Here is a 15,002-nt window from a genome sequence, read left to right on the forward strand (position 1 = left end):
TTGGAGGTGGGCGATGGGAGCGTTGGCGCGGTGGAACACCCTGGTGCAGGCCGAAGAACTGGCGCAGGCACTCGGGCGCGACGACCTTGTGGTCGTGGACGCGCGGGCGTCGCTGGCGGACCCCGATTCCGCACGGCGTGCCTGGGAGCTGGGGCACCTGCCGGGTGCCCGCTTCGCCCACCTGGAAGAAGACCTGTCCGACCACGCGCTGGTGGGTGGCCGCCATCCCTGGCCCGATGCGGAGGCCTTCACCGCGAAGCTCGGGCGCTGGGGCATCTCCCCGCGGCACCAGGTGGTGGCCTACGACGCCGGCAACGGCGGCCTGGCGGCGGCACGGTTCTGGTTCCTGCTCCGCGCGCTCGGCCACCGCGACGTGGCGGTTCTCGATGGCGGCCTAGCCAGGTGGACTGCGCTGGGCCTGCCCACCACGACGGATGTGCCGACCGCGGCGGCCGCCGATTACCCCGGCACGTTCGACCAGGAACGCCTGCTCGACGCCGACGAGGTCGCGGCGCGCCTGGACGACGACGGGCTGCTGCTGGACGCCCGGGCGCCGGAGCGCTTCCGCGGCGACGTGGAGCCGCTCGATGCCCGCGCCGGACATGTACCGGGGGCGGTAAACCGCCCGTTTTCCGAGAACCTCGACGACGACGGCCGCTTCAAGCCGCCGGCGCGGCTGCGCGAGGAGTTCGAACAGCTGCTGGCAGGCCGCCACCCCGGCGAGGCCATCGCCATGTGCGGCTCCGGCGTCACCGCCTGCCACCAGATCCTGGCCATGGAGCACGCCGGCCTGCACGGCGCGAAGCTGTACCCCGGCTCCTGGAGCGGCTGGATCGAAGACCCCTCCCGCCCCGTCGCGACGGGTGACGAACCCGTCGAACCGTAGGGCGCAATAGCCGCCTAGCGGCGTATTGCGCCGAATGGCAAACCACGACACACGCATTTGACGCCTCCCCAAACCGGGATGCCCGACACGCCGCTTGCGTCTTGTCGTCCGCCGAAACGAAAACACCCCCGGGGGGACCCGGGGGTGTTGGTCACGTGCTGCCGATGTTTGGCATACGGCGCAATACGCCGCGGAGCGGCTATTGCGCCCTACTGGACGCTGACCAGCTTGATTTCGAATTGGACGGCGACGTTGGGGGGGAAGCCGGTGCGCGGGTCGGCGCCGTAGGCCTGCTCGGGGGCCAGGGTGATTTCCCACTTGGAGCCGGCCGGCATCTGCATCAGCGCCTCGCGCATGGCGGGAAGCTCGATCTGCGACATCGGCATGGCCGGGGTCGGGCGTGCCTGGGCGGCCTCGCCCTGCGGGCGCTCGCCCCACGGGAACGGACCGGCGATCTCCAGCTGGACGGTGCTCTCGGCGGTCGGCTTGGCGCCGTTGCCGGTCTCCAGGATGCGGTACTGGCCACCGCTGGGCAGCACCTGCACGCCGGACTTGCCGCGGTTCTCGGCGATGAACGCGTCGCTGCGGGTCTTGTTCTCGGCCGAAGCACGCTCCCAGTCGGCACGGGCCTTGGCCGCCTGCCGCTGCTGCATGTTCTGCACCGCGGTGCGCAGCTGCTCGACCGGCACGGTCGGCTCCTGGCGCGCGAAGCCCTCGCGCAGGCCCTTGACGATGGCCTCCACGTCCAGGCTCTCGCCGGTTTCGGCGGCGTTCCGGCCGAGGTCGTATCCCAGCGCATAGCTGAGCTGGCCCCGCTCGGTCGAGGTGTCCTGGGCAAGCGCGGGCGCGGACGCCAGGGTAGTGGCCGCCAGGGCGACCGCGATCAGACGCAACTTCATTCGATGGAACCTCCGGGTTGTGCGTTGTGCGGCAGCCGTCCCTGCACCTGCGTGCCGGCGGACGGTTCCGGGCGGACGCGCTAGGATAACGGGGGCCATTTGAGGCCGCCACATGCCGGACTCTGACACGGCCGTGGCGTCAAAGTTCCCCGCCGCCGCCCAACACCGCGGCGGCTTCATCTTCCAGCAGGAATTTCCCCTCCATGACCGAAGCCAAGCAGCCCGACTCCCCGGTGCTGGTCGCCGATCGCGGCGCCGTCCGGGTGATCACCGTCAACCGCCCGGACAAGCTGAACGCGCTGAACGCAGCGACCCTCGACGCGCTGTCGGACGCCTTTGCCGCGGCGGCGGCGGACGAGGCCGTGCGCTGCGTGGTGCTCACCGGCGCCGGCCCGAAGGCCTTCGTGGCGGGCGCCGACATCGCCGAGATGAACACCCTGACCCCGGTCCAGGGCCGCGACTTCTCGCTTCGTGGGCAGCGGCTGATGCGTGCGGTCGAGACCCTGCCCAAGCCGGTGGTGGCGATGGTGAACGGATTCGCCCTGGGCGGCGGGCTGGAACTGGCCATGTGCTGCCACCTGCGCATCGCCTCCGGGACCGCGAAGCTGGGCCAGCCGGAAGTGAACCTGGGCCTGATCCCCGGCTTCGGTGGCACCCAGCGCCTGCTGCGCCTTGCCGGCCGTGCCGCCACGCTGGAACTGTGCCTGCTGGGCGCGCCGGTCGATGCGCATCGCGCGCTCGCGCTCGGCATTGTCAACCGGGTGGTCCCGGCGGAATCGCTGGAGGACGAGGTCATGAAGGTCGCCGGCCAGCTGGCCGAGTCGGCCCCGCTCGCGCTGCGCGGCGTCCTGGATTGCGTCAACACCGGCGGCGAGTGCGGGATCGAGGAAGGCCTGCAGTACGAGACCGCGCAGTTCGGCCTGATGTTCTCCACCGATGACATGCGCGAAGGGACCAGCGCGTTCCTCGAGCGCCGCAAGCCGGAGTTCCGCGGCAGCTGACCGGGAGCGGAGCGTGACGGACCCGGTACCTGCCCCCATGGACACGTGCCGCTGTGGCTGCACGGCGGCCGACCCGGCCGTGCACGCGGTGGCGAACGCCCTCGCGGTCGACGACCTGGACCGGGCGCTCGACGCCGGCCTGCTCGGGGTCGCGCCCTGCCCGTCGTGTACGCCGGCATGCCGCGACTCCGTCCTCCGGTCCGCGGACGAGCGCCGGGCCGCCTTTGCCGCCCTGGAGCGCTACCGTGCGCGCGAGGCGCGCCTGGTCCGCCGCGCCGCCGAGCGCAACGCGCGCCGGAAGCCCCCGGCCCCCACCGGCCTGCCGCCCGCGGCGGCGGCCGCCCTCGCCCGCGCCAAGGCCAAAGCGCAACGCCCGTAGGGCGCAATAGCCGCCCCCGGGCGGCGTATTGCGCCGAATGGCAAACCGCGACACACCCCCGGCATGAAGAAGCCCCGCAAACGCGCCCCCCGATCGCGCCTTACCCGCGCCGAGATCACCGAGTTGTTCACCCGGTTGCGCGAGCTCAACCCGCGCCCGGTCACCGAGCTGGAATATTCGTCGCCGTATGAGCTCCTGGTCGCGGTGACCCTGTCGGCGCAGTCCACCGACGTCGGCGTCAACAAGGCCACGCGCAAGCTGTTCCCGGTGGCCAACACCCCCCGGCAGATCGCCGCGCTCGGCGTGGAGGGGCTGAAGCCCTACATCTCCACCATCGGGCTGTACAACACCAAGGCCGCCAACGTGGTGGCGATGGCGGAGCAGTTGCTCGAGCACCACGACGGCGAGGTGCCACGCAGCCGCGAGGCGCTGGAAGCGCTGCCGGGCGTCGGGCGCAAGACCGCCAACGTGGTGCTCAACACCGCCTTCGGCGAGCCGACCATGGCGGTCGACACGCACATCTTCCGCGTGTCCAATCGCACCGGCCTCGCGCCCGGCAAGACCGTGCGTGCCGTGGAGGACCTGCTGGTGCGCGTGGTGCCCGACGAGTTCCTGCGCGACGCCCACCACTGGCTGATCCTGCACGGGCGCTACACCTGCAAGGCGCGGGTGCCGGAGTGTCCGGCTTGTCCGATACGGGATATTTGCAGGTATCGGGACAAGACGCCGGGGGAGGCGCCGGCAATGCCGTAGGGCGCGGGGGGCCCTCATCCGCCCTTCGGGCACCTTCTCCCGCGGAGCGGGAGAAGGAAGGCCGCGGCTACCGGAACGGCCTCTCCCGAAGCCACTTGGTGGCGACCCATTTCTCGCCTTCCAGCACGGGGGAGCCGGCGTGCAGGGTGCGGGTGATGGCGTGGGGGCGGTCGTAGCTGAAGAAGACCGCGTTGCCCTTCACCGCGGGGACCTCGAAGCCGGCGTCGGGGAAGCTGGTGGAGCCGCCGCGGGCCGGGGTGTTGAGGTACATCACCACGGACGCAACGCGCTGGCCGCCGCGTGACAGGGCGGCATCGGCGCCAGGCGCGTCGGGGTCGAACCAGTCGTAGTGGGGGCGGTACTCGGCGCCGGGGCCGTAATGCAGCACCTGCAGGGTCTCGCCGTTCTCCAGCGGCCAGTCCAGCAGGGCGGCGATGCGGCGCTCGATGCGTTCGACGAGCCCTTCGGCGTCCGGCGGCAGGTGGATGCCCTGGCTGGTGCGCGAGGCGTGGACCTCGTCGCGGCCGGTCTCGGCGTTGAAGGTGGCCGATGGCCGCAGCCGGGTGCGGGCAAGCTCCACCAGTCCGTCGCACTCCTCCGGCGACAGCAGGTTCCCGAACACGACTACCCGTGGCAACTGCAGGTTCGCCAACACCTGGATCTGGCGACCGTCCACTTCCAGGAGAGAACTGCCGTTGAACCCCACCGGCACGGGGACCGGGACGGGCAGCGGCAGGCCGTTGTCCCGGGCGTGGTCAGCGACTAGGTCGTTGAGCGCGCTGGTGATCGCCGTCGCCGCCGCCTCCTCGTCCCACCCGGCGTCCAGCAACGGTTGCAGGATCGCGTCCGCCGGCGCGCCGGCGGCGGCCTGGTCGACGATCCAGCGGGTCAGTTCCGGGGGAATGGCGGCCTGGTTGTCCATGCCGCAAGCCTAGCGCTCCAGCGTGACCGCTGGATTGCGGCGGCCGCTGCCATGAAACGAACACGCCCGCGTAAGCAAAGCGTCATCGCCGACACCTACAACTCTCCGCCGTGATTCAAGGCCGGCCGAAGGCAGCCCGGGAAGACCGGGCCCTTCGGCCGGTCCACGTCCAGACCCTGACCACTCGGAGAGAGAGTTGCCCATGGCTTCCCGGAGCACTGCGAAGAACCTTCTGTTGGCGCTTGGTACCGCGGCCGCGCTCAGCGCCTGCGGCGGTGGCGCCGATCGCGTCGCCTCGCCTGGCGAAGGCGCGTTCCCACCCGCACCGGCTCCGGCCCCCGGCCCGGCGCCCTCCCCGGCTCCGTCGCCGAACCCGCCGCCCGCCAGCGACTGCCCGGACGGCTTCGCAGACGTCGGCACCGTGGCCGGCCAGACCAACTGCCGCGTGCCCGGCGCGATCCTCGAGGACCTGACCATCCCGTACGTGGAGGGCGTGCTGTACTCGATCAACGGCTACACCCGCGTCGGCGAGGACGTCGGCGGCGACGCCTCCAGCCCGGACCCGACCCAGCGCAGCGCGACCCTGACCATCGAGCCGGGCGTCACCGTCTTCGGCTCCAGCGGCCAGGACGCGCTGGTGGTCAACCGCGGCTCCAGGCTGGTCGCGGAAGGCAAGGCCGACCGTCCGATCGTGCTGACCAGCCGCCAGAGCGTGGAAGGCACGACCAACCTCGACTCCATCGGGCAGTGGGGTGGCCTGGTGCTGCTCGGCCGTGCGCCGATCGCCAACTGCACCGGCTCGGTGGCCCCGGGCAGCGCCGACTGCGAGGCCGAGGTCGAAGGCGTCAGCGGCGCCTACTACGGCGGCAACGACCCCAACGACAGCACCGGCGTCCTGCGCTACGTCCGCGTGATGCACTCCGGCTTCGAGGTCCTGCCGGACGTCGAGCTCAACGGCATCACCCTGGCCGGCCTGGGCGACGGCACCACCGTCGAGTACGTGCAGGTGCACAACAGCTCCGACGACGGCTTCGAGTGGTTCGGCGGCACGGTCAACAGCCGTTACCTGGTCGCGACCGGCAACGACGACGACAGCTTCGACACCGACACCGGCTTCACCGGCGCGGTGCAGTTCGGCCTGGTCGTGCAGCGTGGCCAGAAGGCCGCGTCAGGCGACCGCGGCGACCGCATGGCCGAGCAGAGCGCGGCCGGCTCCACCGCCCTGCCCGCCAACCCGAAGATGGTCAACGTGACCTTCGTCGGCTCGCCGGCGCACGACACCGGCATCGTGGCCAACTCGGGCACCCACATCGAGTACTACAACGCGGTCGTGACCGGCGCGGCGGCGTGCCTGGACATCGATGACGCGGGCACCCGCGGCACCTTCGAGTCGGTGTTCTTCTCCTGCGACGCGCCATTCGCCGACGACGCCGACGGCGTGGCGGCCGGCTTCTTCAATGCCGGCAGCAACAACGTCGCCGACGGCACCTCGACCCTGACCGACGTCTTCGTGAACGGCGCCAACGAGTCCGCGGTCCCGGCCGCCGACCTGTCGGACGTCAACGCGCGCGTCGGCGGCTTCCTGCAGCAGGTCGACTACATCGGCGCGGTCAAGGACGCCAACGACACCTGGTGGCAGGGCGGCTGGGCCTGCGGCCTGCCGGGCACCCCGTCCTGCTGAGCCACGGCAATGCAGGCGGCGCCCCGCGCGCACGCAACCGGGGCGGTGCGACACCGCCCCGCCAGCGCCGCGGACCTCCGCGGCGCTGGCGCTTCCGACACCCAGACACAGGCACGCACTCCATGAACCCGATCTCCCGCACGGGACTGTTCCTTGCCATCACCGCCCTGCTGGCGCCGGCCGCCGCGGGCGCCCAGGACGCCGGCACGACGATCCCCACGACGGCCCAGTCCTCCGCTCCCTCCGCCACCGACCTGGACGCGGTCAGCGTCACCGGGCGCTACATCCCCGCGCCGATGCTCTCCAGCGCGCAGGTGCTCTCGCACATCAGCCGCGAGGACATCGAGCGCGAGGGCGCCAGCACCGCCGCCGAGGCGCTCAACCGCGTGCCCGGCCTGAGCGTCAGCCAGGGCAAGTACGTGTTCGTCCGCGGCCTCAACGAGCGCTACTCGCAGGCGCTGCTCGACGGCACTCCGCTGCCCAGCCCGGAACCGCTCAAGCGCGTGGTGCCGCTGGACCTGTTCCCGACCAACGTGCTGGACACCATCGAGGTCCAGAAGACCTACTCCGCCCGGTACCCCGGCGAGTTCGGCGGCGGCGTGATCAACCTCACCAGCGCGGTGGTCCCCGACGAGCCGTTCCTGGAACTGTCGGTCGGCATCGGCGGAAACACCGAGACCACCCACAAGCCCGGACTGACCTACTACGGGGGCGGTGACTCCGACTTCTTCGGCTATGACGACGGCACCCGCAAGGTGCGCGGCGCGCTCGGGGAGGCCATGGCGACCGGCAACCTCATCGTCACCGGCCCGGACTTCAGCGCCGAGCAGGTCCGGGCGGTCGGGCGCAGCATGGTCAATGCGCCGATCAACGTCCTGCAGACCAAGGACGAGATGCACCCCGACTACAGCTACGGGATCGACGCGGGGACCACGATGGACCTGGGCGGTGCCCGCCTCGGCGTCGTGGCCACCGCCGGCCTGTCCAACAGCTGGCAGACCCAGGACGGCCTCAGCCAGTACGGGGAGGCACGCACCGGCACCGCCGAGGTCCTCGGCGAGCAGCAGTACCTGTCCACGACCAACCAGGCCACGGTGAACGGCCTGGTCGCCGCCAACCTGCAGTGGGACCGGCACCGGGTCGGCATCGGCACCATGTACGTGCACGACACCGAGAAGGAAGCGCGCAGCAGCGACGGCTACAGCTACCAGGCCGGGCAGGTGCGCCGCCACGACACCACGCGCTGGGTGGAGCGCGAACTGGTCAACACCCAGCTGACCGGCGAGCACCGCTTCGGCGAGTACGACGACGTCGGCATCGAATGGCGGGCCGCGCACGCCCGCGCCGGCCGCGACAGCCCGTACGAGCGCGAGATCGGGTTCTTCGAGGACCAGGACGGCTTCTGGCGCCACCTCAACAACCAGACCGCGTTCGGCGAGGTCAACGAACGCATCGACAGCTTCGGCATCGATGGCAGCTGGCGCCTGCCGACCGAGCGCGAACTGACCCTGCGCGCCGGCTATGCCTGGTCGGAGACCGAGCGCGACGCCACCAGCCGGGACTTCACCTTCATCATCACCGACACCGCGCCCTTCTACACCGGCTACCAGCGCCCGGACTACCTGTTCTCCGACTACAACATCAGCCAGGGCTGGGTGGAGCTGCGCGAGAACACCGGCGCCAACGGCGCCTCCGCCTACCGCGGCGGCCTGGAGGTCGACGCGCTGTACCTGGAGGCCGAGACCGCGCTCACCGACAGCCTGCGGGCCACGGTCGGCGTGCGCCACGAGGACGCCGACCAGTGGGTCAGCCCGGTCGACCTGTTCAACGGCGGCGCCGCGCTGCCGGGGACGCAGCTGCAGGAGGACTACCTGCTGCCGGCGCTGTCGGTCACCTGGATCCTGGACGACAACCGCCAGGTGCGCTTCGCCGCTTCGCAGACGATCGCCCGGCCGCAGTTCCGCGAACTGTCGCCGCTGCAGTACATGGACCTGGAGCTCGACCGGCTGACGATCGGCAACCCGTACCTGGTCGACAGCGAGCTGACCAACCTCGACGTGCGCTTCGAGCAGTACTTCGAGGATGGCGGCCACTTCAGCGTCGGCGCGTTCTACAAGGACCTGGACAATCCGATCGAGACCGTGGTGTCCGACGACGTCTCGTTCCTGCGCCAGAGCTTCGTCAACGCCCCCGCCGCCTCGCTGTACGGGGTCGAGCTGGACTACCGCCAGTACTTCGACCACGGGCTGTCGTGGCTGGGAGACAGCCGGATGTTCCTGGGAGCCAACTACACCTGGTCGGATTCCGAAACCGAGTCTTCCAGCGGCGACCAGGTGATCCTCTACAACGGCACCCGCCTGCCGGCGGACCTGGTGGTGGTCGACGGCGACCGCATGCAGGGACAGTCCGAGCACCTGGCCAACCTGCAGCTGGGCCTGGAGGGCAGCAACGGCGACCAGGCCACGTTGCTGGTGGGCCACGCCAGCGAGCGCATCTCGGCCCGCGGCACCTTCGACGCCAACGGCGCGCAGCGCCAGCCGGCGTTGATGCACGACCCCGGCACCAGCGTCGACCTGGTGCTGCGCAAGGGGCTGCCGGCCTGGGGTGGCGCCGACCTGCAGCTGACCTTCGAGGCGCGGAACCTGCTGGGCGAGGAGTACCACGAATACCAGGAGCTCGGCGGCGGCCGCATCGACGTCAACCGCTACGACCTGGGACGCAGCTTCTCGGTCGCGCTCAAGGCCTCGTTCTGAGGTCCCGGCCCCGCGGGCGCAACGCCCGCGGGGCTGTTTCCCGGATCCATCACGGTTTTGTTGCAGGTGACACGAAACGGTCATTGGACGGCCGCACCCTTGTCGGCAATCCGACACGTTCGCGTCCGATGACCGCCCTGCCCTTCCGCTTCCCGTATCCGACGCCGGCCCTGCCGCGCTGGCTCCCCCGCGTGGTGGAACTGGCGTTGTCGCTGGTGCTGTTGGCGCTGGTGGCGCGGGTGATGCTGCACGCATTGAATCCGGCGCTTCCCGGTCCTCCGCCCGCACCCGTCGAAGGTTCGGCCCGCCCTGCCGCGATCCCGGCAGTGGATCTGTTCTACCGCCTCCCCGGCGAGGGTGTGGCCAACGCCGGGAGCGTGGAGGGGCTCGTACTGCACGGCATCCGTGGCGGCGCCAGCCCCTCGGCGATCCTGGCCGGCAGGGATGGCGTGCAACGCGCCTGGACGGTCGGCAGCGAGCCTGCGCCCGGCGTGGTGCTCGACAGCGTGGACCGCGACCAGGTCGCGCTGCGTCGTGCGGATGGAACCATCGTGCAGCTGCAGCTTGAGCGTCGCGCGTCATCATCGCCACCCCTGCTCCACCCGTCGGCACGCTGGCGGACGGCCTCGACGGGAGCCGGGACAGCCACGGGCAGGCAGGAAGTCCCGACCGCGTCCGCGGAGCCCGGGACGCCCGCCGCGCCGACGGCCCCGCCCTCCAGCCCCTCTCCGGCCGGATACCGGCTCGGATCGGAAGCGGAACGCCTGCCGCTTCGCCTCGCCGGCCTCAGGCCGGGCGACGAAATCCTGAGCATCAACGGCCAGGCCGTCGGCGGCGACCCGGCCGCGCTGCGCGAGCGCCTTGCCGGACAGACCCGCTTCGAACTGCGCTACCGGCGGGGCGGCCGGATGCACACCGCCACCGTCGGCCTGCCGTGACCATGCCCATGCAACCCCGATCCCCCCGAAGCCGCCTGGCGGACCTTATCCTGGGCCTTGCCCTGGGCACCCTGCCGGTGCTGCCGCTCGCCGCCCAGGACGTCGCGCCCGCCGTCGACGCGCGCGCCCCGGCCATGGACCTGCGCGGCGCCGACCTGCGCGCCTTCATCCAGGACGTCGCCGTCGCGACCGGCACCAGCTTCATCGTCGACCCCTCGGTCCAGGGTACGGTCGAGTACACCAGCGACCATGCCCCGGAGGGGGAGGAACTGCTGGGCGTGCTGCTGGCCATCCTGCGCGGCAACGGCCTGATCGCGGTGCCCGCCGGCCCCGCGACCTACCGCGTGATTCCCGACGACGCCGGGGCGCAGCACCCGCGCTCGGCCGGCGGTGCAGGCTTCGGCACCACCGTGATCCCGCTTGCGCGGATCGACGCCCGGGTCGCGGCCGAGACGCTCAAGCCCCTGGTCGGCCGCGGCGGCGTGGTGCTGGCCTCGCCGCAGGGCAACAGCCTGCTGGTCGCCGACTACAGCGACAACCTCGCGCGCATCCGCCAGCTGGTGGCGCAGATCGACAGCGACCGGGCGACCATCGACACGGTCACGCTGCGCAACAGCTCCGCGCGCGAAGTCGCCGCCACCGTGCGCGGGCTGTTCGGCGTCGGCGGCGAGGGTGGCGGGCAGGTGCTGTCGATCCTGCCGGTGGAGGGCAGCAACTCGGTGGTCGTGCGCGGCGATCCGACCGTCATCGCCCGCGTGATCCAGATGATCCTGGAGCTGGACCGCAGGGCCGAGCGCAGTGGCAACGTCCGGGTCATCGAGCTGCGCCACGCCAGTGCCGAGCAGCTGCTGCCGGTGCTGCAGGAGCTGGTCGGCCAGTCCGGCCAGGATCCCGCCGGCACGACCACGGTCCCCGGAGAGGAGGGAGCGCAGGTGATCGGCGCCGGCACCGGCCGCCGCCCCACCATCGTCCGCGCGCCGGGCCGCAACGCGCTCATCGTCAATGCCGACCCGGACGTCCAGCGCACCCTGGTCGATGTCATCAACCAGCTCGACTCCCGGCGCGAGCAGGTGCTGGTGGAGGCGATCGTGGTCGAACTGTCCGACGACGCCGCGCGCGAGCTGGGGGTCCAGATCGCCGCCGCCGGCCGCGACGGGGACGTGCCGTTCATGGCCACCCAGTTCCGCGGCAACGGACCGGGCATCACCGAACTGGCGGGCGCCGCGCTGGTCGACGGGGAGGACGACTCCGACCTGGCCAGGATGGCCCGCAACGCCGCCGCGCAGTCGCTGCTCGGCCTGAGCGGCGGACTGGCCGGCATTGCTGGGGAGGCCGGCGACCTGCTGTTCGGCGTGATCATCAACGCGGTCCGCAGCAACACCGGCTCCAACCTGCTGTCGACGCCGTCGATCCTCACCCTGGACAACGAACCTGCGCGGATCCTGGTGGGCCAGGAGATCCCGGTGACCTCCGGCGAGGTGCTGGGTGACTCCAACACCAACCCGTTCCGGACCATCGACCGCCAGGACGTGGGCATCCAGCTGGAAGTCACTCCGCAGATCAATGCCGGCGGTGGCATCACCCTGGAGCTGCGGCAGGAAGTCTCCTCGATCGCCGGGCCGGTGGCGGCCGACTTCAGCGAGCTGATCCTCAACAAGCGCGAGATCGAGACCCGGGTGCTGGTCGACGATGGCGCGATCGTGGTGCTGGGCGGGCTGCTGGACCAGCAGGACCGGCGCTCCACGGACAAGGTGCCGGTGCTGGGCGACATCCCCGGGCTCGGCCGGCTGTTCCGCAGCGACGCGAGCTCGTCGGAGCGCACCAACCTGATGGTGTTCCTGCGGCCGACGATCATCCGCGATGCCGGCGACGCCCAGCGCATGACCGCGCCCCGCTACGAGTACATGCGCGGCGCCCAACTTCAACTGCACGAGGACGTAGGGCGCAATAGCCGTCACATGGCCTCCCCCTGCCCGCACGACCCCACGGCGTATTGCGCCGCATCTCCCGGCCCCGCCCACCCCGAGGCCGCGCTCGACGCCCTGGTCCGCGACTACCTGCGCACCACTCCGCCGCAGGCTCCCGCGCAATGAACCTGCCCTATCCCTTCGCCAAGCGCCGTGGCGTACTGCTGCTGGAGATCCCGGACGACTCCGGGTCACCGGTACGTGTCGGTTTGCGCGAGGGGGCGAACCCGGCCGCGCTGCTGGAGGTCCGCCGTGCCGCCGGGCGCCCGCTGCAGGTGGAGTCCCTGGCCCATGGCGAATTCGACCGGCGCCTGTCGGAGCTCTACGCCGATGCCGGCCTGGCCGGCGACGTCACCGCAGGCGCGCTGGATGCCAGCGTCGACCTGGGCGAGCTGGCCGGCGACATCCCCGCCGCGGCCGACCTGCTGGACACCAGCGACGATGCGCCGGTCATCCGGCTGATCAACGGGATCATCGCCGAGGGCGCCCGCCGCGGCGCGTCCGACATCCACATCGAGCCGTTCGAGTCCAGCCTGCGGGTCCGCCTGCGGGTGGACGGGGTGATGCACGAGGCCGCCCGCCTGCCGGTGCGCATCGCCCCGCTGCTGGTCTCGCGGGTGAAGGTCATGGCGCGGCTGGACATCGCCGAGCGCCGGGTGCCGCAGGACGGCCGCATCACCGTGGCGATGGGCACGCGCAGCCTGGACGTGCGCGTATCCACCCTGCCCGCGCGCGGTGGCGAGCGCGTAGTGTTGCGCCTGCTGGACAAGGACCAGGGCACGCTGGGGCTGGACCGGCTCGGCATGCCGCCGGCGGTGCGGGAGGCCTTCACCGGGTCCCTGTCGCTCCCGAACGGCATCGTGCTGGTGACCGGGCCGACCGGTTCGGGCAAGACGACCACGCTCTACGCGGGCCTCGGGCTGCTCAACGACGGCAGCCGCAACATCCTCACCGTCGAGGACCCGGTCGAGTACGCCGTGGACGGGGTCGGCCAGACCCAGGTCAATGCCCGCGTCGGCATGACCTTCGCCGCAGGCCTGCGTGCCATCCTGCGCCAGGACCCCGACGTGGTGATGGTCGGCGAGATCCGCGACGCCGAGACCGCCCAGATCGCGGTGCAGGCCGCCCTCACCGGCCACCTGGTGCTGTCCACGGTGCATACCAACGATGCCGTGGGCGCGATCACGCGCCTGCGCGACATGGGCATCGAACCGTTCCTGCTCGCCAGCACGGTGCGCCTGGTGCTGGCCCAGCGGCTGGTCCGGCGCCTGTGCCCGCACTGCCGGGTGCCCCGCGCGCCGGATGCGCTGTCGGAGCGCCTGCTCGGCGACGCGGCCGCGGCGGCGTTCCAGGCGGCGGGATGCGGGCAGTGCCAGCACTCCGGCCATGCCGGGCGTATCGGCCTCTATGAGGCCGTACGCGTCGACGGGGAACTGCGCCGGCTGATCGGCACCAACGCCGACGAGGATGCACTTGCGACGGCGGCCTTCGCGCGGGCCGAGCCGCTGTCGGTTGCGGCACGCGCGGCGGTGCTGCGCGGCGACACCACGCTGGAGGAGGTCCTGCGCGTCACCCGCCAGGAAAGCACCGACGCCACGCCGGAGCCGGGCCATGCCGTCGTTTGACTACGCAGCGCTCGACCGCGCCGGCCGCACCGTCACCGGCGTGGTCGATGCTCCGGGGGCCGAACACGCACGGGCCCGCCTGGAGCAGCGCAGGCTGGTCCCGCTGCAGGTGGAGCCGACCGCCGGCCGGCGCACCGCCAGCCCGCGCCCGGCGCGGATCCGCGCCCGCGAGCTGTCGCTGGCCACCCGCCAGCTGTCCAGCCTGGTCGCCTCGATGACCCTGGAGGAAGCGCTGCGCACCGTCGGCAGCCAGGCCACGCGGCGCAACCTGCGCGAGGTGATGCTGGCGGTGCACGCCGAGGTGGTGGAGGGCTTCCGGCTCTCGGAGGCAATGGGCCGGCAGCCACGTTCGTTCCCCGCGCTGTACCGGGCGATGGTCGCCGCCGGCGAGGGCACCGGCGCGCTGCCCGCGATCCTGGAGCGGCTCGCCGACCTGCTCGAGCGCGAGCAGCAGGTGCGCAGCCAGCTCGCGACCGCCCTTGCCTATCCCGCCGCCCTGGCCCTCACGGCAGTGGGCGTCGTGCTGGCACTGATGACCTTCGTAGTGCCGCGCGTGGTCGAGCAGTTCGACTCCATGGGCCGCGAGCTGCCCTGGCTCACGCGCTTCGTGGTCGGGGTCTCCGGGTTCCTGGGCAGCTGGGCCCTGCCGCTTCTGGCGCTGCTGGGGGTGGCCGCGATCGCCGCCGCCCGCGTGCTGCGCGATCCCGCCGTCCGCCTGCGGGTGGACACCGCGATCCTGCGCCTGCCCTTGCTGGGCCGGCTGCTGCGGGAGGTCCACGCCGCACGCATGGCACGCACGCTGGCGATCATGCTCGAGAGCGGCCTGCCGGTGATGGAGGGGCTGGCGATCACCGCGCGCACGGTCGGCAACCGGCGCCTGCGCTTGGCGACCGAGTCGATGACCGGCGCCGTCCGCGAGGGCGGCAGCCTGTCGGCGGCGATGCGCCGCGCCGGGGTCTTCCCGCCCACCCTGCTCTACATGGCCGCCAGCGGCGAGGACAGCGGCCGCCTAGCGCCGATGCTCGAGCGCGCCGCCGATTACCTGGAACGCGAGTTCAACACCTTCACACGCGCCGCGATGAGCCTGCTGGAGCCGGCGATCATCGTCGTGCTCGGCGGCGTGGTGGCGGTCATCGTGCTCTCGATCCTGCTCCCGATCCTGCAGTTCAACACCCTGGTCCTTGGTTGAGGTCCCCGC

Annotated in this window: 12 protein-coding genes; 10 read left to right on the forward strand and 2 right to left on the reverse strand. The window is 71.8% G+C overall.

Annotated elements, in window-relative coordinates; all coding sequences use genetic code 11:
- Positions 1–13 precede the first annotated feature (13 nt).
- On the forward strand, positions 14–886 hold the full coding sequence (locus tag G545_RS0102755; protein ID WP_027069051.1) for a sulfurtransferase: 873 nt from the start codon (positions 14–16) through the stop codon (positions 884–886).
- Between the two features lie 209 nt (positions 887–1,095).
- Here G545_RS0102755 and G545_RS0102760 read toward each other — a convergent pair whose 3' ends face one another.
- On the reverse strand, positions 1,096–1,785 hold the full coding sequence (locus tag G545_RS0102760; RefSeq protein ID WP_027069052.1) for an FKBP-type peptidyl-prolyl cis-trans isomerase N-terminal domain-containing protein: 690 nt from the start codon (positions 1,783–1,785) through the stop codon (positions 1,096–1,098).
- A 203-nt stretch (positions 1,786–1,988) separates the two neighbouring features.
- Between G545_RS0102760 and G545_RS0102765 the strand changes: the two genes are divergently transcribed.
- The 3 genes from G545_RS0102765 (at position 1,989) to nth (ending at position 3,918) form a co-directional block, all read left to right on the forward strand.
- On the forward strand, positions 1,989–2,786 hold the full coding sequence (locus G545_RS0102765) for an enoyl-CoA hydratase/isomerase family protein (protein WP_027069053.1): 798 nt from the start codon (positions 1,989–1,991) through the stop codon (positions 2,784–2,786).
- A gap of 37 nt (positions 2,787–2,823) precedes the next feature.
- Positions 2,824–3,165, forward strand: coding sequence for a hypothetical protein (locus G545_RS0102770; RefSeq protein ID WP_052347247.1), 342 nt, complete (start codon positions 2,824–2,826; stop codon positions 3,163–3,165).
- Positions 3,166–3,228: 63 nt separating this feature from the next.
- Positions 3,229–3,918 (forward strand): endonuclease III, encoded by a 690-nt coding sequence (gene nth / locus G545_RS0102775; protein ID WP_027069055.1) that lies wholly within the window; start codon positions 3,229–3,231, stop codon positions 3,916–3,918.
- Positions 3,919–3,985: 67 nt separating this feature from the next.
- Here nth and G545_RS0102780 read toward each other — a convergent pair whose 3' ends face one another.
- Positions 3,986–4,840, reverse strand: coding sequence for a 2OG-Fe(II) oxygenase (locus tag G545_RS0102780; RefSeq protein WP_027069056.1), 855 nt, complete (start codon positions 4,838–4,840; stop codon positions 3,986–3,988).
- Positions 4,841–5,042: 202 nt separating this feature from the next.
- Here G545_RS0102780 and G545_RS0102785 point away from each other — a divergent pair, with 202 nt between their 5' ends.
- The 6 genes from G545_RS0102785 to gspF all read left to right on the forward strand — a co-directional run bounded on the left by G545_RS0102785 (position 5,043) and on the right by gspF (position 14,993).
- A complete protein-coding gene (locus G545_RS0102785; RefSeq protein ID WP_027069057.1) occupies positions 5,043–6,521 on the forward strand; it encodes a hypothetical protein in 1,479 nt (492 codons plus the stop codon).
- 122 nt (positions 6,522–6,643) lie between these two features.
- Positions 6,644–9,274, forward strand: coding sequence for a TonB-dependent receptor domain-containing protein (locus G545_RS0102790; RefSeq protein ID WP_036137128.1), 2,631 nt, complete (start codon positions 6,644–6,646; stop codon positions 9,272–9,274).
- A gap of 128 nt (positions 9,275–9,402) precedes the next feature.
- Complete coding sequence (locus G545_RS0102795) at positions 9,403–10,212, forward strand: PDZ domain-containing protein (protein ID WP_027069059.1); 810 nt, start codon at positions 9,403–9,405, stop codon at positions 10,210–10,212.
- An 8-nt stretch (positions 10,213–10,220) separates the two neighbouring features.
- Positions 10,221–12,305, forward strand: a complete 2,085-nt coding sequence (gspD, locus tag G545_RS13300; protein WP_036137132.1) for a type II secretion system secretin GspD — start codon at positions 10,221–10,223, stop codon at positions 12,303–12,305.
- On the forward strand, positions 12,302–13,804 hold the full coding sequence (locus G545_RS13305) for a GspE/PulE family protein (RefSeq protein WP_081677686.1): 1,503 nt from the start codon (positions 12,302–12,304) through the stop codon (positions 13,802–13,804). Before gspD ends, G545_RS13305 begins: the two co-directional genes overlap by 4 nt.
- Positions 13,791–14,993: a type II secretion system inner membrane protein GspF gene (gspF, locus tag G545_RS0102810; protein ID WP_027069060.1), complete on the forward strand. Its 1,203-nt coding sequence runs from the start codon at positions 13,791–13,793 to the stop codon at positions 14,991–14,993. The genes G545_RS13305 and gspF overlap by 14 nt, the downstream gene beginning before the upstream one ends.
- Positions 14,994–15,002: the final 9 nt, after the last annotated feature.

This window comes from Lysobacter defluvii IMMIB APB-9 = DSM 18482, assembly GCF_000423325.1.
GTDB classification, from domain to species: domain Bacteria; phylum Pseudomonadota; class Gammaproteobacteria; order Xanthomonadales; family Xanthomonadaceae; genus Novilysobacter; species Novilysobacter defluvii.

What these genes read in the sequence shown, in the direction of transcription:
- nth (WP_027069055.1), top strand. Translation starts at nt 3,229, where the DNA reads ATGAAGAAGCCCCGCAAACGCGCCCCCCGATCGCGCCTTACCCGCGCC.
- gspF (WP_027069060.1), top strand. Translation starts at nt 13,791, where the DNA reads ATGCCGTCGTTTGACTACGCAGCGCTCGACCGCGCCGGCCGCACCGTC.
- G545_RS0102785 (WP_027069057.1), top strand. Translation starts at nt 5,043, where the DNA reads ATGGCTTCCCGGAGCACTGCGAAGAACCTTCTGTTGGCGCTTGGTACC.
- G545_RS0102770 (WP_052347247.1), top strand. Translation starts at nt 2,824, where the DNA reads ATGGACACGTGCCGCTGTGGCTGCACGGCGGCCGACCCGGCCGTGCAC.
- G545_RS0102780 (WP_027069056.1), bottom strand. Translation starts at nt 4,840, where the DNA reads ATGGACAACCAGGCCGCCATTCCCCCGGAACTGACCCGCTGGATCGTC.
- G545_RS0102760 (WP_027069052.1), bottom strand. Translation starts at nt 1,785, where the DNA reads ATGAAGTTGCGTCTGATCGCGGTCGCCCTGGCGGCCACTACCCTGGCG.
- G545_RS13305 (WP_081677686.1), top strand. Translation starts at nt 12,302, where the DNA reads ATGAACCTGCCCTATCCCTTCGCCAAGCGCCGTGGCGTACTGCTGCTG.
- gspD (WP_036137132.1), top strand. Translation starts at nt 10,221, where the DNA reads ATGCAACCCCGATCCCCCCGAAGCCGCCTGGCGGACCTTATCCTGGGC.
- G545_RS0102795 (WP_027069059.1), top strand. Translation starts at nt 9,403, where the DNA reads ATGACCGCCCTGCCCTTCCGCTTCCCGTATCCGACGCCGGCCCTGCCG.
- G545_RS0102790 (WP_036137128.1), top strand. Translation starts at nt 6,644, where the DNA reads ATGAACCCGATCTCCCGCACGGGACTGTTCCTTGCCATCACCGCCCTG.
- G545_RS0102755 (WP_027069051.1), top strand. Translation starts at nt 14, where the DNA reads ATGGGAGCGTTGGCGCGGTGGAACACCCTGGTGCAGGCCGAAGAACTG.
- G545_RS0102765 (WP_027069053.1), top strand. Translation starts at nt 1,989, where the DNA reads ATGACCGAAGCCAAGCAGCCCGACTCCCCGGTGCTGGTCGCCGATCGC.